Source organism: Psychrobacillus sp. NEAU-3TGS, assembly GCF_029955155.1.
Classification (GTDB): Bacteria; Bacillota; Bacilli; order Bacillales_A; family Planococcaceae; genus Psychrobacillus.
The window spans coordinates 619,783-641,851 of the sequence record NZ_JAPNOZ010000011.1 but is presented as its reverse complement, the minus strand read 5'-3'; the positions used below and the strand labels follow the sequence as shown (position 1 = coordinate 641,851).

The window sequence follows — 22,069 nt, the reverse complement described above, 5'->3', positions numbered from 1 at the left end:
CGTTATATATTAAACGATTAACAAATTAATAAGGTTTGGATTTTTAAAATTATTTTAGAAATTTGAAAAGGTGTATCGTCTATTAGAAGAAAGGTTAGGGGAGTGTGAGTTGAATCGTATATTGGAAGAGCAACAATTTCAACAAGCTATGAAAGAATTGCTTATTTGTATATAAAGGATTGGTTGGCTACTGAGGATATGGTAGAGGATGTGTTTTTAAGCTATTATCAGAAATGTGAATCGTATTTTAGCCGTCCGTAATGTCGGGAGACTATTTTATTTATTTCTATCGTTTACAAGGTGAAGTCCATATGTTGCTTTTGCGGTAAATATTAATAAAGATGGTAAAAAAATGAAGTGGATTCGAATGTTAGGTTTTGTTGTCTTAACAGCTTTGTTAAGTATAGGTTGCACGTATTTTATTATGGAAAAGAACTATGAAAAAGAAACTTCTAAAGTTATTGAAAATGAATTAGGAAGCAGTTCAAAACAAGATGAAAAAGAAGAGTTTGTATCAACAGTGGATTCTCTTTATGGTTGGGAAAATACTACTCATTCTAAGATGATTGATGAATGGAAAAGTGGAAATTAAGCTTAGTTATTCAACTAACGTGTGCTTTACTTCAAGAAGGAGTAAAGCCTTTTTCTTATTGAACTAAAGAAGCAGGTATTTTAATAAGGATACAATGAATAGTGAAGTTTTCAAACGTTTGAAAAATACATACATAAGGAGAATTGGTTGATGAAATTTAATGATGCGATACTTCTAGGTGATTTTGTAAAAGCCAAAGAATTAGCTTCCCAGATGGATATGGATTCTTTGAGAGAAACCCTTTTCTTATTAGCCTATGAAAATCATAACATTGCTACGTATGGATTTATAAGCTATCTATTACTTGAAGAAGAAACTTCCGAATTTCACTATATTGCCTCGTACCTTTTTAGTATGGCATTAAATCATTTAGAAGGTGCTTATCAAACAGCATTCTACCATGCAAAAAAAGCAACGGATTTATCACCTAATGATATGAGTTATAAAGAATACATGCTTTTCTTAAATACGATTCCAGATAAATTATTGGAGGACGAAGAAGCATCAGAAATTGCTAATGTAATTCTTAATAATGAACCTAATAACAAGGTCGCAGTATCAGTTATTAGTGAAACAACAAATTGATATCCTTATTCAACTAACGGGTGCTTTAGTAGAACGAGGCTATCAGTAGACAGTCTCTATTCTTCTTCAACTAAAGAAGCAGGTTAATTGAAAATGGTTATATAGGAAAGAGAAATGTAAGGGGTGTTTTTATTGAAAAGGCATACCAAGACTGGAAAGATCTTATTTTCTTTAGGAGTATGGATAATGGCAGCAGGATTTGCTTTTAACCAGACATTTGGGATTGTGGATACTTCTGAACCATATGCAACATTTTCTATACCCTTAATTGTTATCGGAATTATATTAGGGGTGGTATCAAACTTTTATAAGAAAAGTAAAGAAAGTAATTAGTGATTTCGAAGGCTATTATTATTTTCAACGGGTGCTTTACTTCAAGAAGGAGTAAAGCCTTTTTTCTTATTGAACTAAAGCAGCAGGTTAGTTGCAGAACGTTTTCGCGTATTCATGTAGAATTATGATTGAGATTGTGAAGGATTGAAGCTTTCGAACAAGAAGTTTATGTACAAACAAAGCAATAGAACTGTACAGTAATATACTTACATATTTTTTATCTTTGTTGTTTCTTTTTTCTTTTATTATATAAGGTACGAACTGGACCAACAACCATGAGAACAATTAAGAGAAAGAAAATAACTATTTCTGATACTTCCATTACTAAAAAAGGTCTAATAGCATTATTAACGGAGGTGTTTAGGTCAAATCCTAAAAGAATGTCCATGCATAGAGAAAAAACAGTTAAAAAGACGAACATCAGAATAGAAATACCGATTATTTTCATTTTTTATCACGCTCCACTAAACGATACTTCCTTTTTGGAAATAAATTTTTGCTTTGCTTACGTTTCTTTTTTTTGTTCTTAATAAATGCAATCAGAAGTAACAAACTTGGAATAATTACTTGAAGCGGGAGATGCAAATAAAGGGTGATAACATGAAGCCCTTCTTTAATATGTTCAGAATAATTACTGGCGATTGTTATGGATAGAATCAGGATGGCTAGTCCTAATGGGAAAGCTAATCGTGCGGATTCTTTGACTTTAAATAAATTGGCTGTTCCTACTACAGATGCATAGAAAAACAAACACATTTTAAAAAACACACCTATAACCGTTATTAGTATAAAATAAACATCTAATCGCTCTAAAAATCCAGCTACCTCAATTGTTTGTATAGTAGAAAGAAGGGGGAAGGGGGACCGGGTAATGTTATTTACATCAAGTACACTAACATTTATGGCCATGACTGACGCTAATATTAGTCCGCTGAATCCAATTGCTAATAAACCAATTTGTTTCACTTTTGCCGGTCGATTTAAATAGGGGAGGATCATAGCGAATATAATCACCTCTCCAAATGGAAAGTATAGGGTTTGAGTAAATGTTGTTTTTAAAACAGGCTTGATGCCTTCTTCAAGCACTGGTTTTAAGTTAGAAATTTGTATTATCCCGGAAACAACTATTAAAAAAAGAACGCTAATCCCAAGTAAAAAGATTAGAACAAATAGTAATTCACTTGTTCGCGCCAATACCTCAATACCCTTACGAACTGTATATATTACTAGAAGAGCCATCAATGTATTCAAAATAAACAAAGGAGTATCCCAATAAAAGGATGTAATTAGCATTTCTCCAAAATCCCTCAACACTCTTGCAGAAAGATATATAAAATATAGTACGTAAATGAATGCCAATATTTTCCCCAAAAAACTTCCCATAATTTTTTGTAAATATTCAGTAGGAGGTATATCTGGATAATATGAGTAGAGACCATGATAGACTAAATATAAGCAAAAACCACCAACCATACCAATCAAAATAGCAAGCCATGCATCCTGTTTTGCTTCAATTGCAATAGGTACCAACAAGGCACTACCAAGTTCAAACAAGACAATTAGAATGAATAGCTGATATGCGCTGATTTTTGCCTTTTCCAATGTTTTTCACTCCATTTCTTGACACCTATTGTTCCATATCTGAGAGATATGAATTGGTTCTATTACCAGAACGTCGTATAAATGCTTCTACCTTTACATTAACTTTTAAGTTTGGAAAATATGTATCATTCCAATCGTTCTTCATATTTTTCCATTTTTGGGGATCAGAACGACGAACCACTTCCCCAAATCCAAAAATATCTGATTTATTTTGCTGTGTTCGTATAACAGTGTTTTCTAATTGCTTCTTTATTTCTTTTTCTAATTCCTTTTCTATATCCAAAATCTCATACGGATCGGTTAGATCAATTTGTGACCTTACTTCGCGAATATCACCTTCTGCTCGTACTCTAACTGTAAGGACAGGGAGGTCGTTTGTTGTATCAGCTGAGACTCTTGTTTTTTGGCGAAGTATCGTATAAGTTAAGATGTTTTCCTGTCCTTCCCTGTCTAATATCACATCTGTCTGATGGATTTTATCCAAGATCCATACTACTCCTCTAGACATTTCACCTTGATACCAGTCAACCAACTTTCCTTCTTTAAAGATGGCCAGTCCGTCAGATTCAATAGTGGTATCCAGTTCAGACTGTTGAATATTCTCTATCTTTTTTCCTTGTTGGATATCTCCTTTTAAGCTAAATCCGCTAATAACTGTTTCTTTCCCTGCAGAGGTGAGAGTAGTAACAACATCTTGAAGATTAACTTCCATACTTTCACCTCGTGCTTTTTCGGTAGTCTGTATAGTTCCGTTCACTTTTTCGGCTGGAATCTTATCAATGGCAGTCAAAGATTTAAGGAGATCACCTGCTTTTGTATGATGGGCTATTACCACCCTTGACGTCATTCGAATTTCTGGATCTCGTTCAAAGGCGTCTAAAATATCTATAATACCTTCTTCTGTTGCTAATTCCTCACTAATAACAATTAGATTTGCATGTCCGTGATATAGCCTTCTTGAGACTTTAGATGTCGCATGGAAATGTGCTTCCAGAACACTGTCGCCCATTGCAGTGTAAACGGTTACGGTTGGACTCTGGCCACTTCCTCCACCTTGAAGTCCTCCAGCAACGTTTACAGGATTGACTAGTTGAATGGTCTTGACATACTTACCATCTTCATTTTTGTCAATCGCCATCGCAGATATAATCGCTAGTTCATTTAACTCTTTTTGATTCCAACACCCTGAGATGAAAACTGTGCTTGTCATAATCAGGAAAAGAAGAATCCATTTATGATTCATTTGGTTCACCTTTTTCCACGTTAGTAGTATTTTTCATAATACGAGTACGAGGAGGCTGTGGTTTCTGATCCTCTCCTTGACTAACCCTATTTTGGCCACTAATCAATCGTGGTCTTTTCTTGTAAGCCCAAATTGGTCTTCGGAAAATGGTATCACCTGCTTCCTCACGGATAAATGGTGCAAGTGGTGACATATATGGGACACCGAACGAACGTAGGCTGCATAGGTGAACTATCAGCATAATAAACACTAGAATAATTCCATAAAAACCGAATGTAGCTGCACTTACCATAAAAATAAATCTAACCAAACGTGCTGATATTGCAACTGCATAGGATGGTGTCGCAAAACTGGCGATTGCTGTCAAAGAGACTACTATTACCATTGCAGGTGACACAATGCCGGCCTGAATTGCAGCCTGTCCAATGACAAGTGCTCCTACTATAGAGATAGTGGAACCCATTGCTTTAGGCATGCGAATACCGGCTTCTCTTAAAATTTCAAAAGTTATTTCCATTATGAGCGCTTCAATAAATGCAGGAAACGGAACAGATTCCCTTTGTGCGGCAATAATAATAGCCAATTCTGTAGGAATCATCTCCTGATGAAAGGTGGTAGCTGCGATGTATATCGCAGGGCCGACAAGGGATATAAAGAAGATTACAGTACGTAAAAAGCGAATAGCTGTAGCGATATCAAAACGTTCATAATAATCTTCAGCTGATTGAAAAAAATCTATAAATAGAGCAGGGACCAGCAATACAAAAGGAGTTCCATTAACAAAAATAGCAATTTTTCCTTCTAACAGATTGCCCGCCACAGTATCTGGCCTCTCTGTATGATATATCGTAGGAAAAGTAGTAGTTGTTTGATCTTCTATTAGCTGTTCAATATATCCAGATTCTAAGATGCCATCAATGTTTATTCCTTTTAAACGTTTACGTACTTCTTCTATAATTTCATTCTTTGCGATGCCATTTATATACATAATTGAAACTTCAGTTTTTGTCATTTTGCCAATATTAAAGGACTCCACCCATAAATCAGTATTGTTAATTATTCTACGAACCATGGCTATACTTGTCTCGATTGACTCGTTAAACGCTTCTTTAGAGCCTCGAATAGAAACATCTGTAGTAGATTCCTGAACAGACCGTCTCTGTCCACCTTGTGTGCTCGCACAAACCCCTTTGCTTATTCCATCGATGAGCGTAATAGTTTCACCCGACATTAATGCAGTAAATAGTTTTTCCCAGTCACTAACTACTTTGATTCCGCCTACAGCAACTACATCTTCGATGAGAACTTCTAACACGTCTTGTGGTATGAGCTTTTCACTTAAATTTTGGTTATTCATAATTGATTCGATTACAGAATCGTTAACCGATTGATTGTCAACCATTCCTTTTACATATAAAATGGCTATTTTTATCTGAGAATTATGACCAATTTTTAACGGGCGAATTATGATATCTGAACTGTTTCCTGTTTTTTGTTTAATGACTTCAAGATTCTTGGACAAAGAGCTTTCAATGAGGTTCGGTGGTCTGTTGTTAGATTGATTTTGATTGTTTATCTCTTGGATCTTTCTATCATTTTTTGATTCTTTCGTTTTAAAAATGAAAACATAGCTCAAATACCTTTCTTTTTCAACCCATTTTGTTCATGATAGAACCTTTTTAAACAAATTGGAAAAAAATTAGTCCTGAATAAAAGTCAAATGGGAGATTTCTCATGAAGATTAAAAAAAATTTTTCAACATACACAATTAAAGGACCTCAATTATTATGAATATAAACTTCATTTTTGGGGCAATCTTCAATGGATGAAAAGATTCGGAGGTGCAGGAATGTTTGAAAAGAAATTAGCAATTCATGAAACTTTGGAATTTCATGAAGTAATAAATTTTAAGACGATATGTTTACTTAAATCTAAAATGATGCAAGGTATCGTTTTTGACCAAGATCTAAAAGCGCTAATGGAGAAGGACGTAAAACAATCTATACCAGCTTTAACTGCAATGATAAAACTATATTCAAATGCTGAGTTAAAATAATCGGAGGTCGGTTCGTATGAATGACTATTTAGATCCTATAAATTCTGTTGGAATGCCCGAACTTACTGATTCAGGCATAGCCCTTGAATTTTTGTTATCAACAAAAACTGGGGTTAGAAATCTTTCAATTGCATTGACAGAAACAGCAACACCTACAATTAGAAAGTTATTACAGGAACAACTTGATGTAACCATTGCCTTATATTTCGAAATTGCAGATCTCATGATGAAAAAACAATGGTTAAACCCATATGATTTGGAACTTCAAAAACAATTGGATATTAAATCCGCTCAAAATGCAGTAGATATAGCTAATTTAAATCTCTTTCCAGGTGTTACAAATCGGAAAGGAATGTTTCCAAGCCCACCGAAGAAATAATGAATAGAGAAGGAGATTTAAATAATGAAAGCTGTTACTTTTCAAGGTGTAAAAAATGTTCAAGTAAAAAACGTGAAAGACCCAAGCATCCAAAAAGCGGATGATATTATAGTTAAACTGACTACTACTGCCATTTGCGGATCAGACTTACACTTAATTCATGGGATGATCCCAAACCTTGGAGAGGATTATGTTATTGGACATGAACCTATGGGAATTGTAGAAGAAGTAGGTAAGGATGTAACGAAAGTTAAAAAAGGGGATCGCGTTATAATCCCATTTAACATAGCATGTGGTCAATGTTGGTACTGTAATCATGAATTAGAAAGTCAATGCGACAATGCGAATGAAAATGGAGAAATGGGCGCTTATTTTGGCTACTCAGATACTACGGGAGGATTCCCAGGTGGTCAAGCGGAATTTATGCGTGTTCCATATGCTAATTTTACACCTTTCAAGATTCCAGAAAACAGTGAAGTAGCGGATGAGAGTTTAGTGTTACTTGCAGATGCTGCATCTACAGCATTTTGGAGTGTAGACAATGCGGGAGTGAAAGCAGGTGATACGGTCGTAATATTAGGATGCGGTCCGGTTGGTCTGTTAGCCCAAAAATTCGCGTGGTTAAAAGGTGCAAAGAGAGTTATTGCAGTTGATTACGTTGGTTATCGTTTAAAACATGCAAAACGTACGAATAAAGTGGAAATTGTTAACTTTGAAGATCATGAAAATTGTGGTGAATATTTAAAAGAAATAACCCAGGGGGGAGCAGATGTAGTCATTGACTGCGTAGGAATGAGTGGAAAAATGACTCCACTGGAATTTCTTGCATCTGGTCTGAAATTACAAGGAGGAGCTATGGGAGCTCTAGTAATTGCAAGTCAAGCTGTTCGCAAAGGTGGAACAATTCAAATTACAGGAGTTTACGGGGCACGTTATAATGCATTCCCATTAGGTGACATCTTCCAACGAAATGTTAATATTAGGACAGGTCAAGCTCCAGTTATTCACTACATGCCGCATTTATATAATTTAATTGCCCAAGGTAAGGTTGATCCAAGTGATATTATCACTCATGTACTTCCTTTAGATCAAGCTAAGCATGGCTATGAAGTATTTGACACCAAAATGGAAGACTGTATAAAAGTTGTATTAAAACCGTAAATATGGCGGGTTAGTTTTCGAGCATCTCTTTTGAGGTGCTTTTTTAGATTTTGGAGAGAATAATAATTGTATTCCTTAACATGCATATAATGAAATATTATTTAATCAGTGCAATCGATTCATTTGTAATTTTTTGTATACATGGATTGTCCCATCCAATCACGATAGAAAAAATTATCAAGAACCAGGCATTAAAAGAAAATCTCAACATATATAGGTATATTCGATCGAATTTGATGAGGAGGATATCATGCAACCTATATTACCTATGGAAAAATATTTTGGGCAGTTTGAACTGGTGCATGCTTTTTATGGGGCTATGCCTACAGGTGTCAGCGTTTCCGAAACTGGTCGTATTTTTGTTTGCTTTCCGAAATGGGGAGACAACGTTCAATTTACTGTGGCGGAAATTGTTGAGGGTGAATTGCAGCCTTATCCCAGTTTAGAAGTTAATTTGGTTAAGACTAGAAATATTTCGATGTCTTTCGTTAGTGTCCAAAGTATCGTTGCTGATGGAAGAGGAACACTTTGGGTACTAGACACAGGGGCACCAAATTTTTCTGAACCTGTTCAGGGGGGAGCAAAATTAGTTACTGTTGATTTAAGCACGAATACAATAAGGAGAGTATATACCTTTACAGAAGATGTTGTCTTGCCAACAACTTATTTGAATGATGTCCGTTTGGATTTTCGGGTTGGAAGAGCAGGCTATGCATATATAACGGATTCTTCTTCCAGAGGACCAGGGGGCATTATCGTCGTAGATTTAGAAAATGGGAACGCGTTTAGACGGTTAAATGGGGCAACATCAACTTCACCAGATCCCTATTTTTTACCGAAAGTAGAAGGTGAAATTTTGATGAATCGAAACCCTGACGGCTCGACTTCCCCATTTAGATTGGCTTCCGATAGTTTAGCAATTTCTCCTGATGGAAACGTTTTATTTTATGCTCCGCTAACCAGCCGTCAGCTGTTCTCGATCTCAACAGAAGCCCTAAGAGACAGAAGGATACAGGACATTAATTTATCCCAATATGTGCAGTATTGGGGGGAAAAAGGCGCGTCTGATGGAATGATCACCTGCGCAAAAGGCAACATTTATGCGGGAGACTATGAAAACAACAGTATCCGGAAGATATTGCCGAATGGCGTGATGGAAACCATCGCACATGACCCGAGAATTTTATGGCCGGATACTTTTTCTATTGGCCCCGATCAATACTTATATGTCATAGTGAATCAATTACATCGACAGGCGAGATTTCATTATGGAAGAGACCTGCGGGAAAAACCATACAGTTTACTTCGTATGAGAATTGATGAATTCCCTGCTCCTACCTTTTCATAATAATCTTAAACGAAGGTAGCTATCCCTCATGAGGTGCTTTGGGGTGTTTAAAATTCATAGCATAGTTATGTTTATTTTCCTATGTGACCAATCAGCGTTAAGCAAGTGGCTGCCTGTAAGGGTAGCTTTTTCTCATTGAATTAACGGGTTAGGGGAAATTAAACTTATATACTTATATTAGAACGGATGTGGGTTAATTATGTCTGATTACATTATTGATTTAGATAACGATTTTGATAAAGAAGAAGCTTTTGAAATAAAAGGAGACAACATTGCATTAGTATCCGTTATGGATAGTGGCGGAAATGATATAACGCCGAATTGTAGAGTACAAATTACTCTAAGTAAAAATGCTTTGCTCGGATTAGGTACTGAGTTAATTCGTTTAGCACACGATTATGGTAATGGAAAGCACTTCCATATAGAACCGATAAACAAAGAATATGTAGTCCAATCTAAAGGGATTATGCTTCACCCAGAGAGTTGTGAACTTATATTGGGTTGTGGAGATTTCGATTCATTTACTGAATATACAAAAGAAGAAGTTTAAGTGAGATTATGAGACAATGTATTTAAACTAAAGGGTGCTTTAGCAAAATATGGCTATCATTTTGATGGTCAATTTTTTATGTTCAAAACTTTAGGTTGATCTCAGATATGCATTGTGAAATGTTACACTTAAACTAAAGTAGCAGGTTAGTTTAATAAGGACGATTCCAAGTTTGTATAGAACTAAGATGTTTAAGGTGATAGATTATGAAAATCAACTGGAAAGTGCGTTAAAACACAAGCTGTAAAGATAAAGACCAAGATGGCTTAATTTTTATCTTGGTCCTATACTGAAATAACAATACGGTCGCAAAACGTATAATAAAAAAGTCTCTAGTTTGTCTTACTAGCAGGAAAGACATATATCACCATTTAGTGTGTAGAGGATTAGGCCCCTCATGCGATGGGAAGAGCGGTAGTACTTCCTCTGCCAACTCTTTAATCACATCAGCAGGTGGTCGGCTCGAAAACTGAATTCCGAGTGCAGCGTGGTTGACACCAACTGCCTGCCATTCTTTCAAAAGTTCAATCAAACCCTTTCGACCTGTCCGTAAAATATATCCGCCACGGATCGGTGTTCTTGGATAATCGGGATCTTCCACAAGATCAATCCATTCGTTAGTCATGTGCGGCTTGAATAATCCGTCTGGTATTTTTTTACGCCAGGAGTCTATTTTTTCTGAGAGCCTCTGGGGACCAGATGCATCTGCTGTTGCTCCCGGATAAAGTTAGCCAACCATCGCTATTTTCCGCTATCCAGCCATCCGATTGTTGGCTTGATCTTGTAACAATAAGTGGAATATCACCAGTTGCAGGTTTAGGAAGCATTTCCACCCCCTTTACTTGCCCAAGGGACGATTGAATTGATGGTCGCGGATGTTGAATGAAGTTGCGGAAAAATTCAACTGTCTCACGGAACCGCACATCACGGTGATTGGCATCGATTCCATAAGCCGGAAATTCTATGGCTCGGTCACCTGAAGCAATTCCAAGAATAAGACGCCCACCAGACAGCACATCGATAGATGATGCTGATTTTGCCAAGTCCATGGGATGGCGTAGTGTGAAAATTGCACTTCCTGTTGCTAAGGATACATTCTTTGTCCTCGCAGCAAGATATGCTAAATAGACAAATGGATCGAAGACCTGTCCAGCATCCCCAAAATTAGGATCAAATAAGGGTACATCCCGTACCCAAATCGATGCAAAATTACGTTGATCAATCATTTCCACGATATCAGCTTGGTCTTTTAAATCATCCATCTGGCCTGTATAGAAATTAATCGGCAGGAAAACCGATTGTGAGTTTATTTGGGGCGAACATCCGGCGATAGCCTGGGTGTTCGTTGAACTTTCCTGATGTTGAAGTTAATTGCTGTCTCTCATGATGAGATTTTTTATTCTTTGATTTTGTTTCCAATTCATTCTCTTCCTAAACAATGGGTTAACTAATCATCAGTTACAGGCACGCTGTTCCTTTACAATACGAGAGTAACTAAAGTCGTATATTTCATTGGTAATGATATAATTTTAAAATTAACTGGCTCCGTGAGTAGTGACAAATCTAAATGTTATTATGGGGTCAGTTTAGGGAGTAAGGAGGCTAGTATGATCGAAATTACGTTATTACTAAAGGAAAAATCTGAAGAGCCGTTATATTTCCAAATATATCAGCACATCAAAAAAGATATTATAAGAGGCAAACTGAAGGCTAAGACACGATTGCCTTCTATCCGTGCGCTTTCATCACATCTACATATTAGCCGAAATACGGTTGAATCGGCATATCACAGATTGATAGACGAAGGATATGTTCAAAGTAGGCCAAGGAGTGGTTATATGTAGTCGAATTGGAGTTGAACAAGTTACCAACGCTGTATTCAATTAAAAGAAAGCTTGTTGAATTAATCGAGCCGGACACTGCTCCGATTCAATATGATTTTCGATATGGTGGTGTGGATAAAGCTCACTTTCCGCTTGCTACTTGGCGCAAATTATCTAATCTAAGCTTACAACCCGAAAAAGTGGAGTTGTTCTCTTATGGGAATCCTCAAGGGGAACATGGTCTTCGTTTAGAAATTGCTAAATATCTGTATGATTCTAGGGGGGTAAACTGCTCACCTGATCAAATTATTATAGGAGCAGGCATTCAGTATCTGTTTAACATGTTATCTAGTTTAATTGGAAGTACTAACAACAACATTGCGATTGAAGAACCAGGCTACGATGGAGTTCGTACGATTTTTCGTAATAATAGATTCAGTATCCATCCTATACGTTTAGATAAGGACGGCATTAACATCTCCAAGTTATATGAGAGCAAATCTAGGGTTGTCTACATTACCCCATCTCACCAGTTTCCATACGGAATGGTCATGCCAATCGCCAAAAGAATACAATTACTTAAATGGGCGAAAGACCTAGATGGCATTATCATTGAAGATGATTATGACAGCGAGTTTAAATATGTCGGAAAACCAATTCCTTCTCTCCAAAGTCTAGATGCAAATCAACGTACTGTCTATCTTGGAACCTTCTCCAAATGTCTTCTGCCCTCTCTGCGCATCGCTTATATGATACTGCCTCCAGACTTAATGGCACTATATAATAAGCAAGATTATAGATTGTATGATCAAACAGTATCATGGTTTCATCAGAAGACACTAGAACTGTTTATGAGTAAAGGCATTTGGGAAGCTCACATTCGTAAAATGCGGAATTGTATATCATAAAAAACAATCCACTCTGATTGAGACGGTTCGGAAGTTAATGGGTGAAAAGGTTACGGTAATAGGAGAGAGTGCTGGGCTGCATATTTTATTGCGTGTATAATGGTATGGGTGAAGAGGAGTTAATTAGAGCGGCAGCTCAAAAAGGAGTCAAGGTTTACGCAGTATCTCTTTATTGGGAGAATCAAACCCAGGCTGAGGCGTCAATGGTACAAATCGGTTTTGGCGGATTAAGCAATGAAGATATCGTTTTGGGGATTCATTCTCTTTTCCGAGCTTGGTTTTAACCAGTCAATACTAGCCATCTTGATAGGTAAAAAAACAAAAAAAGTATGCGAAGAAGATTAAATCGTACTTCGGCCAAAATGTGCAATAGAAAAAAAGGCACTTATTCAACTAACGGGTGCTTTACTCCAAGAAAGAGTAAAGCTTATTTCTAATTGAACTAAAGAAGCAGTTTAGTTGAAGAGTGTTGTTCAGCAATCGGGCCAGATTGTTGAATAACTGCTATAAGGAATACCAATTTCGGAACTTTGTAAGCTAAGCAGAATTCAACTTAAAAAAGTCTATTCCTTCTGCACATTAAGGAATCGACTTTTTTTATTTTTCTTGTATAATAGCTAAAGCTTTGATTATAAATAAGATAGATTGAATCAAAGATGTCTTATTGACTTTAATGATAGGATTTAAACGAGAGTGGATTGTATTTCTTTTTTTCACACATATCGATTATAAAAGTAGCTAATTGTTGAATACCGAAATGGATTTTATTTTCATTTACTTGTGAAATGCTTAGTCTAATTGCCTTCTGTTTATTTTCGGCTAAGTACATTCTTGAAGCGTTGTCTAGGTATATATGTTTTTCATGTAATAGGTAAATCAATTTCTCGACATCTATATGGGAAGGCAAAAAGATGGTGAGATAAAAACCACTTATTGGCTTTGTAAATTGCACATAGTTCGGTAAATACAATGAACAAGCTTCTAATAATGTTTTCATTTTTTTGATGTACAATTCTTTTACGCTTTCTAAATGATATTGAAACATACCACTCTTTAAATAGATTTCTAATGCTCCTTGTGAAAGTGGAGATGTATTAAAATCGGTGCTAAATTTATAGCGTACGAATGAGGAAATCATTTTTTCAGGAAGTACAACAGTAGCAATCCGTAGTCCTGGCAGAAATACTTTCGAGAAACTCTTTACATAAATAACTCTTCCGTTAGGTTCGTAAGCAAACAAAGGGTCTGCTTTTGTATTCGGATCTAATTCTGCTAAATAATCATCCTCTACGATATACACATCGTATTTTTCTGCAAGAGCAACGATTTTTTTCTTTTCATCATTTGTATAATGATGTCCTAGTGGATTATGACATCTTGGAATGATGTAAAAGAATTTAATATCATTAGCTCGAAATAAGTTCTCAAGTCTTTCAAAGTCAATGCCCTCCATTGATAATTCAATTTCTAAAGTAGGTATATGATTTAACTTTAATATATCAACCATGCCAAAATAAGTAGGTTGTTCAATCAATATATTCTTTTTCCCATTTGGAAAGGGCATATTGGACAGAACATGAAGTGCTTGTTGTGACCCAGAAGTAATAACAAGTCGTTCAGGTTTCGTGAATACTTGTAATTGTCTTAAATACCTTACAAGCTCCACTCGTAAAGAGAAAAGTCCCTGATGCTCGCTATAGGTAAATAATTGCTCTTTATAATGGTCAATGGCTTGATTAATACAATGCTGAAAGTCCTCATACGGCATGATTCGTTGATCTGGACCAGCCGATAAAAAATCAATACCATTTTCATGTGTACTAGGTGTTTGATAATCATCAACAACGTAATAGCCACTTTTAGGTTTGGCATACACAATATGCTGTTTTTCCAATTCAAATAATGCCTTAACTACCGTATTTTTACTACATTGAAATTGTTCAGCGAGCAGACGAATCGATGGTAATTTGTCTCCTGCCTTTAACTTCTCTTCCTCAATTTGTTGTTTCACCCATTCTAAAATTCCTCTAAATTTTGTTGTCATTTATACTCTCCTTGGTTATCTGTACCATGACAGATGTGGAATTCCCTTATATTAAAAAGAGTTGATATTCAGTACAATCATGTTTAATTAGCTTATCCTTTTAACTATGATTATGGGATATATTTTTATGAATGTGAAGGGGGATTTGTATGGAGAACAACATAAAAAGGGGAATGGTATTAGGGTTTATAGGGATAGTTTGTTTTAGTCTTACATTACCAGCTACAAGTATTGCTGTCCCTTATTTTGGTGAGATAATCGTTGGTTTAGGTAGGACAGTTATTGCAGCAATCATCGTAGGGACTATTTTTATTATAAAAAAGCAATCATTACCGAATAAAAGACAATTCATGAGCTTAGTTATTGTCGCTATAGGGGCTGTACTTGCCTTTCCATTATTAACAACATTTGCAATGAAATCATTGCCTGTATCTCATGGTGCAATAGAAATTGCTTTACTACCACTTGCAACGGCTGGTTTTGCTATGTGGCGTGGAGGTGAGCGACCTTCGAAACGCTATTGGATTGCGAGTATAATGGGTGCTATTACAGTGCTTATGTATGCCGTATATTTAGGTTTAGGGCAACTACAAAAAGGAGATTTTGCACTAATTGCGGCTGTCATATTACTCGGGTTAAGTTATGCAGAAGGTGGAAAACTCTCAAAAGAGCTTGGTAGTTGGCAAGTGATTGCTTGGGCTATATTAATTGGCGCCCCGTTTTTTATTGTTCCTGTTGCCTTCAGCATCTCAGTTAATATGTTACAAGCGCCTATCGAAGCTTGGATCAGTTTGTTCTATTTAGGTGTTGTAAGTCAATTTTTAGCGTATGTTGCATGGTACGGTGGGATGTCTTTAGGAGGCATTGCTAGAGTAGGGCAGATTCAATACTTACAACCCTTTTTAATGATCGGATTTTCTGTATTATTCTTAGGAGAATCGATTAATTGGCTAACGATTGTTTTAGCTTTTATAGTTGTGATTTGCGTAATAATGGGGAAGAATGCATCCGTGGTAAAGAGGGAGTCACATTATGAAAATAACGTTTCCTCATCATAGAAGTATTTGTATCTTTGTAGATGTCAAATTGCATTGCAGACTATCTCATATCGAAGCTTTTTTTTTGAATTTTCTACATTACCCCAATTATTAGGGCAAATTCAGGAGGCGTTAAAGAGTGTATATCCCCAAACAATTCCAAGTGAATGATGAAGAAATAATTTATGATTTTATCGAAAAATACAGCTTTGCTACTTTATTTTCTCAGCACAATGGATAACCCTACGCTACCCATCTGCCACTCACACTAATTAAATCTGAACATGTTTTATATGGTCATTTCGCCCGTCAGAACGAACAATGGAAGGATATAGAGGACCAACAGGTTCTTGTAGTTTTTCAAGGTCCACACTGTTATATCTCACCGTCTTGGTACGAAACAACAAAAGCAGTACCAACTTGGAATTATGTGTCTATCCATTTATACGGAGAGATGGAGATTGTAGAGAATCCAAACGTAATATTCAATTCTTTAAATGACATGGTAAACAAATATGAAATAGCAGATAGCTCGTATAAGTTAAAAGATGTGGATTCAAAATTTATCGAAGGAATGAATAATGGGATTGTAGCATTCAAAATAAACATAACAAAAATGGAAGTAAAAGCTAAGTTAAGTCAAAATCATCCTGTGGAACGTCAAGAATTAATTATTAAGCGTCTAGAAAACACTTCTAATCAAAATAATCTACAAATTGCATCCCTTATAAAGAAAAACATACAATAGCGCAAATAAAAATAAATGGGAGCTTTACTTTATAATAATCTTCAACAATCGGGCGCGATTGTTTAATAAGAGCCCCTTTTATTATTCAACTAACGGGTGCTTTAGCAAAATATGGCCATCATTTCGATGGTCTATTTTTATGTCCAAAACATTAAGTTGATCAGATATGCATTATGAATTGTTACACTTAAACTAAAGAGGCAGGTTAGTGCAACAAGGACTACCATCAGATTTACAACGCTAAGTAAAGAAATTTTACCAAACGACGCTTTGGGGACTTTTTTCAACGAAGAAGTTTAATACAAGACGGGACTTTGGAGTAAATAAACAAATGTGCCTTAAGCTTTCTGAAAATTATGGGAGGATATAAAAACTGTGAACAATGTATTATTATTATTGAATTGCTCCTATAATAAAAAGAGCGCGCGCTCTATGTAATGGGAAGGGGCAAAGAAATGATTGCAAATCAACAATTAGTTATAAATAATCTAGAAGAAAAATTAAGAATATTCACTTATGCAGTTAATGGAAATCTTGTCGAAGAAGAAGATTTCGTTTTGGCAAATACAGAAATACCCACTGATACATTCAATATACTTTTGCCGAAGTCTGCACATATAAAAAATGCATCTAATATTAGAAGCAGCATCGAAAATATGTCTCTTAAAGAATATCCCTTTAGTACGTGGATTGACTCTCGGTATTTGAACGCTCGCTGGCAAGACCTGATGCAAGAATACGACCTAAAAGAAACAGAACGTAATGTGATGATGAAACTTGAAAATACGCTTAATGTCGGTCAAAGAAGATCTCAACAGCTTATGATTACTCCTGTGGGAAATTTTGAAGAACTTAATGAATATAAAGAGGTTTTTTTAAGCCTATTTGAAGGTACAACGGAAAAAGATGCGTTAGAAAAATATTTTAATAAATTTTCTGAAGTAAATTTAGGTTCTGAAATTCAAATGTTTATTGGACGTGTTGGTGAAATAGCTGTATCTACTGGTTTATTAATAGATAGCAAAGAAAGTTATGGTATTTATGATGTTATGACAAAAGAAACATTTAGAGGTAAAGGACATGGCAGTGAAATGTTTCAATACCTTCTTACACAAACAAAAGATAAACAAAAACCCGTTGTCTTACAAGCATCAGATGATGGAAAAAATATCTATAAGCGCTTTGGATTTATAGATGTAGGAGAAATGGTTGTATTTGAATAAGAATTTATAAAGCATACAAAATTAAACTAATAACGTTCCCAAATACAAGTTTGGACATACACTAAAAGGCGACAAACACTGTTAGTTCAGTGTTTGTCTCTTTTTTTGTCCCATTCTTTATACAGCTTTTTATGCAAGTTCTTTGAAAGTCAGTTACAACGACGGTTTGGAAGCATTTTGAACAATGCTGTACAATCTCAGTTATTGCATACGACTTTGCATATTACTTATCGTTGTAAATCCACAAAAATCTGGTGAGAACCCAAAAAGATTTCGTAATTTTGCATTGATAACGCATTTAAGGAATTAAGTTTATAAAGTTGTATAAAAGATTGTGAAGTATTTTACTTAAACTAACGGGTGCTTTACTTCAAGAAGGGGTAAAGCCATTTTTCTTATTGAACTAAAGGGACAGTTTAGTGCAATAAGAATACTTTTGCCTAATTTGAATATAATGGCAGTAAAAAGATATTGGAGGGTATTTTATGAAGCTAGTAGGGGAAGAAATATATCTTCGACTTTACAAAACTTCTGACGTCAGAGAGTTAACTAACTTGCATATTAGAAATCGCGAATTTTTTCAACGAGTTAGCCCATTACTTACAGAAGCCTTTTATACAGAAGAACATCAAAAAATACGCATTGAACAGGCATTAAAAAAGACAGATGAAGGGCAATTATATGCTTTTGGAATCTTTTTAAAAACAACTGATAAACTTATCGGAGACATTTCATTAAATCAAATTGTTAGGGGAGACCTCCAGAGCTGTTATACCGGCTTTACTTTAGATAAGGAGTATAATGGAAAGGGCTATACAACAGAAGCTCTTCAGCTTGTTGTGGATTTTGCTTTTAGAGAATTAAAACTACATAGAATTGAAGCAGGAGCTATGCCTGACAATACAGCATCTATTCGTGTATTAGAAAAAGGAGGGTTTAAAAAAGAAGGTATAGCTAAAGAAAATCTAAAGATTAATGGCAAATGGACAGATCATCAAATACTAGCTGTCATCAACAGTTTGGATGTGTAAGCTCATTTCACTTCCGATATAATATATGTAAACGAAACGAGTCACTCACAAGACTGACTTGTATAATTTTAAAACTTCACCACCACTACTTCAAGAAGAGTACGTGGTGGTGAAGTTTTAAATTGTATAATGTACGAGGATTTTGTACTTATCTATGGAGTTGCTTGGCAACTCTCTTTTTTATCGAAGTTTGTGAAGTGCTTTACTTATACTAACGGGTGCTTTAGCAAAATGTGGCCATCATTTCGATGGTCTATTTTTATGTCCAAAACATCAATTAGATTTCGGCGATCCATTGTGAAATGTTACACTTAAACTAATGGGGCAGGATAGTTGAATAATTAATTAAGTTTCTTCCTCTTAATTGAGTTCATTCTGAATTATTTTAGTTCTTAAGTATAGTATTAAAAATCATGGGGGACTTTATGGTGTAGGTGGCGGAAGCTTTGTTTAAAAGAACAGCTCAAAAGTAAAGTATGAAACGCCATCTAAATGGAAATTGTCCTTGTTACAAAGCCAAACAAAGTCATTAGATAAACCCTTTCCAGATGGTTGGGTAGCACCAGTACTAAAATCAAAGTGGAGTCCTAATCTTATTAAAAACTATCAAATATTACATAATGAACTGGGTTTTAAAGACGGTACTTATTCAATACCTTCTTACCCGAAAGCTATCCATTTTATTGGAGAAGGCCCATGGTCAGATGAAGAAGTATCTCTTATGTTTCTCTTTTGGACAGATCCAGTCCTAGAGGAATCCTATCGAATTCCCGTCATAACAAGAGAATTATTTAAATTGTATTTTGAAGAAGATGCGGAACGTGTATGGAATTACTTTAATAATAATGACATTCCTGAGAAATTTACTGCCAATGGTAGAACCGTAACTGCTACTTATAGTTCGGCAAATGGTGCAGTATCTTTGCATATTGGAAGAAAAAGATAATGCTATTGGGAACAAAGTATAAACAATCGCCTTAACGAAGCTTTCAATTTTATAAATCTTTATTATTTTTAAAAGAACTTTATTAATTCTCGACACTAACGTGTGCTTTAGCTAAACAAGACCATCATTTCGATGGTCTGTTTTTATGTGCAAAAGAACATATAGATTTTGGCGATACATTGTGGAATGTTACACTTCAACTAACACAGCAGGTTAGTTGAAGTAATTTTTTCTTAACCTCCAAAATTTAAGATATAGAATGCTATATAATAAGAGCCGTCATGAGACGCTCTTTTTTTAATGTTGACAGAACCGTGTTTTTTCCTTGAAAAATAAAAAGTTGAAACTTTTTTATAATAATCTAGCTCTAATAAGCGGAAAGGAGGTCAAATAGATGAATGACCTTAAACTAATTAAAAAGGCGATAAAGGGAAACAAGGAATGTCTAGAGGAACTTCTTGTTATATACGGCGATCAATTGTACCGTACTGCTTACTTGTATGTTCGGAATCGGGAAGATGCCTTAGATGTTGTTCAAGAGACATCCTACAAAGCTTTTTTTATCAATTGGTCAATTGAAAAATGAAGAGTTCTTTTTAACTTGGCTAACAAAAATACTTATAAACTGCTCTTATGATATTTTAAAAAAGAGCAAGAAAGAATTACCTTTGAATAATATGATCGAGCTTACTGCGGATAAAAGGGAAAAAAGAGAGGACATTCTAGACGTAATAGAGGCTATTAATAGACTAGATAAAAAGCAAAAGAATGCTATCATTCTTTTTTATTTTCATGATCTCCCTATAAGTGAAGTGGCAAAAGTGATGAAGATACCGGAAAATACAGTAAAAACTTATTTGAGTAGAGGGAAAGAACGATTAAAAAAATTGTTAGGAGGAATGAACTATAATGGAGAAAAAATCATTTCGAGAAGTATATGAGAAAATTGAAGTACCTAAAGACGGTGTTTTAAATGCAATTAGGGCCGGAAAGGAACGTGCTGGTCATAATGAACCTAAAAATACAAAAAGTCCAAATAAAGTTGTATGGTTTTCAGTTGCTGCAGCAACAATATTTATTTCTTCAAGTTTCATTTCTCCTTCCATATCTCACGTTATGGCGGAAGTACCGTTGCTCGGAAATGTATATACTGCTTTTAATGATGCCGTAGGCCGAGACTTACAGTCTCAAGATTTGATAACAGAATTGAATCAAACCTCTAATTATAAAGGTGTAGATGTATTTATTACAAATGCTTATTATGATGGAGCTGTAGTAGGAGTTACTTTTACTGTTAAGGGAAATGTAAGGACAGAAGAAGATGGAAGTGTTCAAGGATTTTATGAAATATTTGATGGTAAGGGTGGCATTTCTGATAGCAAAGAACTAGTATATATGGAGCCATCAGTGAACGGGTATATTGGGCATATACAATTAAGCTATCCAAAAACAGAATTACCTTCAGAAACTTCTTTCCCACTTGAATTCAAAAGGATAGGAGGAAAGGAAGGAAGTTGGCGTTTCGACGTTCCGATAAACCAAATTCCTTATGAGACAGTAAATGTTGACAAAGGAACTAACGATGAAAATGCAGAAGTAAATGTTCATTTCGATTCAATTATTCAAGGTAAAGCATCAACAGCTATTAATTATACAGCTACTTTTCCAATTGAAGGGAAGCATGATCAAGTTCGACTAGAGACTTATGATGACCAAGGTAAAGAAATCGCTATATCCATAGACGGAATAGATCTAGAAACAGTCAAAGAGAACAATAGAATTATTGTTAAAGGCAGAAGTATTATTCCACAGTCGGTAAAGGGAGAAACTAGTTATATAGAGGTGCTTCCTAAAGTGGCATTAAGTGAACCGTATCATTATATTAAATTAGATGAAGCAACTCCTGTCGAAGTTAATGCTGAAAGGCAAGATTTAGCTGTTGGAATAGAAAATATTATCAAAACAGATAAGAGTGTTACTTTTGATTTCCAAATAAATAATGGTAATTACATAAATCAAGTCTTCTCGTTTTTCAGTAATTTTGCCCACAATGATATCACTTTGGTTAAAGAATCTGAAAAAGATATTTATGAGAAGCCGATTAAACACTCAGTCGAAGTAATTAACAAAGATAAATTACGCTTTACAAGCAAATTTGATATTAGTGAAATTGATGATTTTAACCTAAATGACTATGTAATAAGAGTTAATATGGGATCATTGAGCGCTAATATTCCTGTTGAGTTAGAGAAAATAAAAATTGATATTAATTAAATGGAAATCTTTAAATAGCCAACTTTTTTGTAACGAGGGTTGGCTATTCAATAAACAAAATTTCAATTTAAGCTTTCTTCAATTTAAGAATACAATGGCTAAAGAGCAAGATTTTGATAATTGGAAACTTATATCAAAGTTGTATCAACATTAGTCAGCTAAAGGAAGGTTTAGTGAGTTTGTGAA

The 22,069-nt window shown here is 35.2% G+C and carries 24 protein-coding genes and 2 pseudogenes; 18 read left to right on the top strand and 8 right to left on the bottom strand.

The genetic code is table 11. The annotated features are described in order from the left end of the window. The first annotated feature begins 352 nt into the window (after nt 1-352). From OR571_RS16020 to OR571_RS16010, 3 genes are all read left to right on the top strand, one after another. Complete coding sequence (locus OR571_RS16020) at nt 353-592, top strand: hypothetical protein (protein ID WP_282244117.1); 240 nt, start codon at nt 353-355, stop codon at nt 590-592. A 150-nt stretch (nt 593-742) separates the two neighbouring features. Then, a complete protein-coding gene (locus OR571_RS16015; protein WP_282244115.1) occupies nt 743-1,177 on the top strand; it encodes a hypothetical protein in 435 nt (144 codons plus the stop codon). 186 nt (nt 1,178-1,363) lie between these two features. Then, nucleotides 1,364-1,510, top strand: coding sequence for a hypothetical protein (locus OR571_RS16010; protein WP_282244114.1), 147 nt, complete (start codon nt 1,364-1,366; stop codon nt 1,508-1,510). 217 nt (nt 1,511-1,727) lie between these two features. Here OR571_RS16010 and OR571_RS16005 read toward each other — a convergent pair whose 3' ends face one another. Genes OR571_RS16005 through OR571_RS15990 form a run of 4 tightly spaced genes read right to left on the bottom strand, consistent with a single transcriptional unit; the run spans nt 1,728 to nt 5,976 of the window. Further along, entirely contained in the window at nt 1,728-1,958 is a 231-nt protein-coding gene (locus OR571_RS16005) for a YczF family membrane protein (protein ID WP_282244112.1), read from the bottom strand. Beyond that, complete coding sequence (locus OR571_RS16000; protein WP_282244110.1) at nt 1,955-3,112, bottom strand: GerAB/ArcD/ProY family transporter; 1,158 nt, start codon at nt 3,110-3,112, stop codon at nt 1,955-1,957. The genes OR571_RS16005 and OR571_RS16000 overlap by 4 nt, the downstream gene beginning before the upstream one ends. 25 nt (nt 3,113-3,137) lie before the next feature. Then, the gene (locus OR571_RS15995; RefSeq protein ID WP_282244108.1) at nt 3,138-4,355 is read right to left on the bottom strand and encodes a Ger(x)C family spore germination protein; all 1,218 of its coding nucleotides are present in this window, start codon (nt 4,353-4,355) and stop codon (nt 3,138-3,140) included. Beyond that, nucleotides 4,345-5,976 carry a spore germination protein gene (locus OR571_RS15990; protein ID WP_481900406.1) on the bottom strand — a complete coding sequence of 544 codons (1,632 nt, stop codon included), beginning with the start codon at nt 5,974-5,976 and terminating at the stop codon, nt 4,345-4,347. The genes OR571_RS15995 and OR571_RS15990 overlap by 11 nt, the downstream gene beginning before the upstream one ends. Nucleotides 5,977-6,204: 228 nt before the next feature. Here OR571_RS15990 and OR571_RS15985 point away from each other — a divergent pair, with 228 nt between their 5' ends. From OR571_RS15985 to OR571_RS15965, 5 genes are all read left to right on the top strand, one after another. Continuing rightward, nucleotides 6,205-6,411, top strand: a complete 207-nt coding sequence (locus OR571_RS15985) for a spore coat protein (protein ID WP_282244222.1) — start codon at nt 6,205-6,207, stop codon at nt 6,409-6,411. A 16-nt stretch (nt 6,412-6,427) separates the two neighbouring features. Next, complete coding sequence (locus tag OR571_RS15980) at nt 6,428-6,790, top strand: spore coat protein (protein ID WP_211894093.1); 363 nt, start codon at nt 6,428-6,430, stop codon at nt 6,788-6,790. A gap of 24 nt (nt 6,791-6,814) precedes the next feature. Next, nucleotides 6,815-7,951: a zinc-dependent alcohol dehydrogenase gene (locus OR571_RS15975; protein ID WP_282244098.1), complete on the top strand. Its 1,137-nt coding sequence runs from the start codon at nt 6,815-6,817 to the stop codon at nt 7,949-7,951. Between the two features lie 250 nt (nt 7,952-8,201). After that, nucleotides 8,202-9,299, top strand: a complete 1,098-nt coding sequence (locus tag OR571_RS15970; RefSeq protein WP_282244096.1) for an L-dopachrome tautomerase-related protein — start codon at nt 8,202-8,204, stop codon at nt 9,297-9,299. Nucleotides 9,300-9,498: 199 nt separating this feature from the next. After that, nucleotides 9,499-9,849, top strand: coding sequence for an Imm32 family immunity protein (locus tag OR571_RS15965; protein WP_282244094.1), 351 nt, complete (start codon nt 9,499-9,501; stop codon nt 9,847-9,849). A 364-nt stretch (nt 9,850-10,213) separates the two neighbouring features. On the opposite strand, the gene OR571_RS15960 is transcribed toward OR571_RS15965, so the two are convergent. The 3 genes from OR571_RS15960 to OR571_RS15950 are packed head-to-tail and all read right to left on the bottom strand — an operon-like array spanning nt 10,214 to nt 11,268. Then, nucleotides 10,214-10,474, bottom strand: coding sequence for an LLM class oxidoreductase (locus OR571_RS15960; RefSeq protein ID WP_282244092.1), 261 nt, complete (start codon nt 10,472-10,474; stop codon nt 10,214-10,216). 31 nt (nt 10,475-10,505) lie between these two features. After that, nucleotides 10,506-11,111 carry an LLM class flavin-dependent oxidoreductase gene (locus OR571_RS15955; RefSeq protein WP_282244091.1) on the bottom strand — a complete coding sequence of 202 codons (606 nt, stop codon included), beginning with the start codon at nt 11,109-11,111 and terminating at the stop codon, nt 10,506-10,508. A 16-nt stretch (nt 11,112-11,127) separates the two neighbouring features. Further along, a complete protein-coding gene (locus tag OR571_RS15950; RefSeq protein ID WP_282244090.1) occupies nt 11,128-11,268 on the bottom strand; it encodes a hypothetical protein in 141 nt (46 codons plus the stop codon). Between the two features lie 188 nt (nt 11,269-11,456). Here OR571_RS15950 and OR571_RS15945 point away from each other — a divergent pair, with 188 nt between their 5' ends. From OR571_RS15945 to OR571_RS15935, 3 genes are all read left to right on the top strand, one after another. Beyond that, complete coding sequence (locus OR571_RS15945; RefSeq protein WP_282244089.1) at nt 11,457-11,693, top strand: GntR family transcriptional regulator; 237 nt, start codon at nt 11,457-11,459, stop codon at nt 11,691-11,693. An 11-nt stretch (nt 11,694-11,704) separates the two neighbouring features. Then, nucleotides 11,705-12,580, top strand: a complete 876-nt coding sequence (gene pdxR, locus OR571_RS15940; protein ID WP_282244088.1) for a MocR-like pyridoxine biosynthesis transcription factor PdxR — start codon at nt 11,705-11,707, stop codon at nt 12,578-12,580. Between the two features lie 92 nt (nt 12,581-12,672). Continuing rightward, nucleotides 12,673-12,864, top strand: a complete 192-nt coding sequence (locus OR571_RS15935; RefSeq protein ID WP_282244087.1) for a hypothetical protein — start codon at nt 12,673-12,675, stop codon at nt 12,862-12,864. Nucleotides 12,865-13,250: 386 nt separating this feature from the next. Here OR571_RS15935 and OR571_RS15930 read toward each other — a convergent pair whose 3' ends face one another. Further along, entirely contained in the window at nt 13,251-14,624 is a 1,374-nt protein-coding gene (locus tag OR571_RS15930; protein ID WP_282244086.1) for an aminotransferase-like domain-containing protein, read from the bottom strand. 149 nt (nt 14,625-14,773) lie between these two features. Between OR571_RS15930 and OR571_RS15925 the strand changes: the two genes are divergently transcribed. The 7 genes and pseudogenes from OR571_RS15925 (at nt 14,774) to OR571_RS15895 (ending at nt 21,883) form a co-directional block, all read left to right on the top strand. Further along, nucleotides 14,774-15,682, top strand: a complete 909-nt coding sequence (locus tag OR571_RS15925) for a DMT family transporter (protein WP_282244085.1) — start codon at nt 14,774-14,776, stop codon at nt 15,680-15,682. A gap of 118 nt (nt 15,683-15,800) precedes the next feature. Further along, nucleotides 15,801-16,409: pseudogene (locus OR571_RS15920) on the top strand (FMN-binding negative transcriptional regulator). A gap of 455 nt (nt 16,410-16,864) precedes the next feature. Then, complete coding sequence (locus OR571_RS15915) at nt 16,865-17,632, top strand: GNAT family N-acetyltransferase (RefSeq protein ID WP_282244084.1); 768 nt, start codon at nt 16,865-16,867, stop codon at nt 17,630-17,632. A 485-nt stretch (nt 17,633-18,117) separates the two neighbouring features. Continuing rightward, the gene (locus tag OR571_RS15910) at nt 18,118-18,663 is read left to right on the top strand and encodes a GNAT family N-acetyltransferase (RefSeq protein WP_282244083.1); all 546 of its coding nucleotides are present in this window, start codon (nt 18,118-18,120) and stop codon (nt 18,661-18,663) included. Between the two features lie 505 nt (nt 18,664-19,168). Further along, complete coding sequence (locus OR571_RS15905) at nt 19,169-19,609, top strand: hypothetical protein (protein ID WP_282244081.1); 441 nt, start codon at nt 19,169-19,171, stop codon at nt 19,607-19,609. A gap of 394 nt (nt 19,610-20,003) precedes the next feature. Continuing rightward, nucleotides 20,004-20,550, top strand: a pseudogene (locus tag OR571_RS15900) (sigma-70 family RNA polymerase sigma factor). Beyond that, complete coding sequence (locus OR571_RS15895) at nt 20,519-21,883, top strand: DUF4179 domain-containing protein (protein WP_282244080.1); 1,365 nt, start codon at nt 20,519-20,521, stop codon at nt 21,881-21,883. The pseudogene OR571_RS15900 and the gene OR571_RS15895 overlap by 32 nt, the downstream one beginning before the upstream one ends. Nucleotides 21,884-22,069 lie beyond the last annotated feature (186 nt).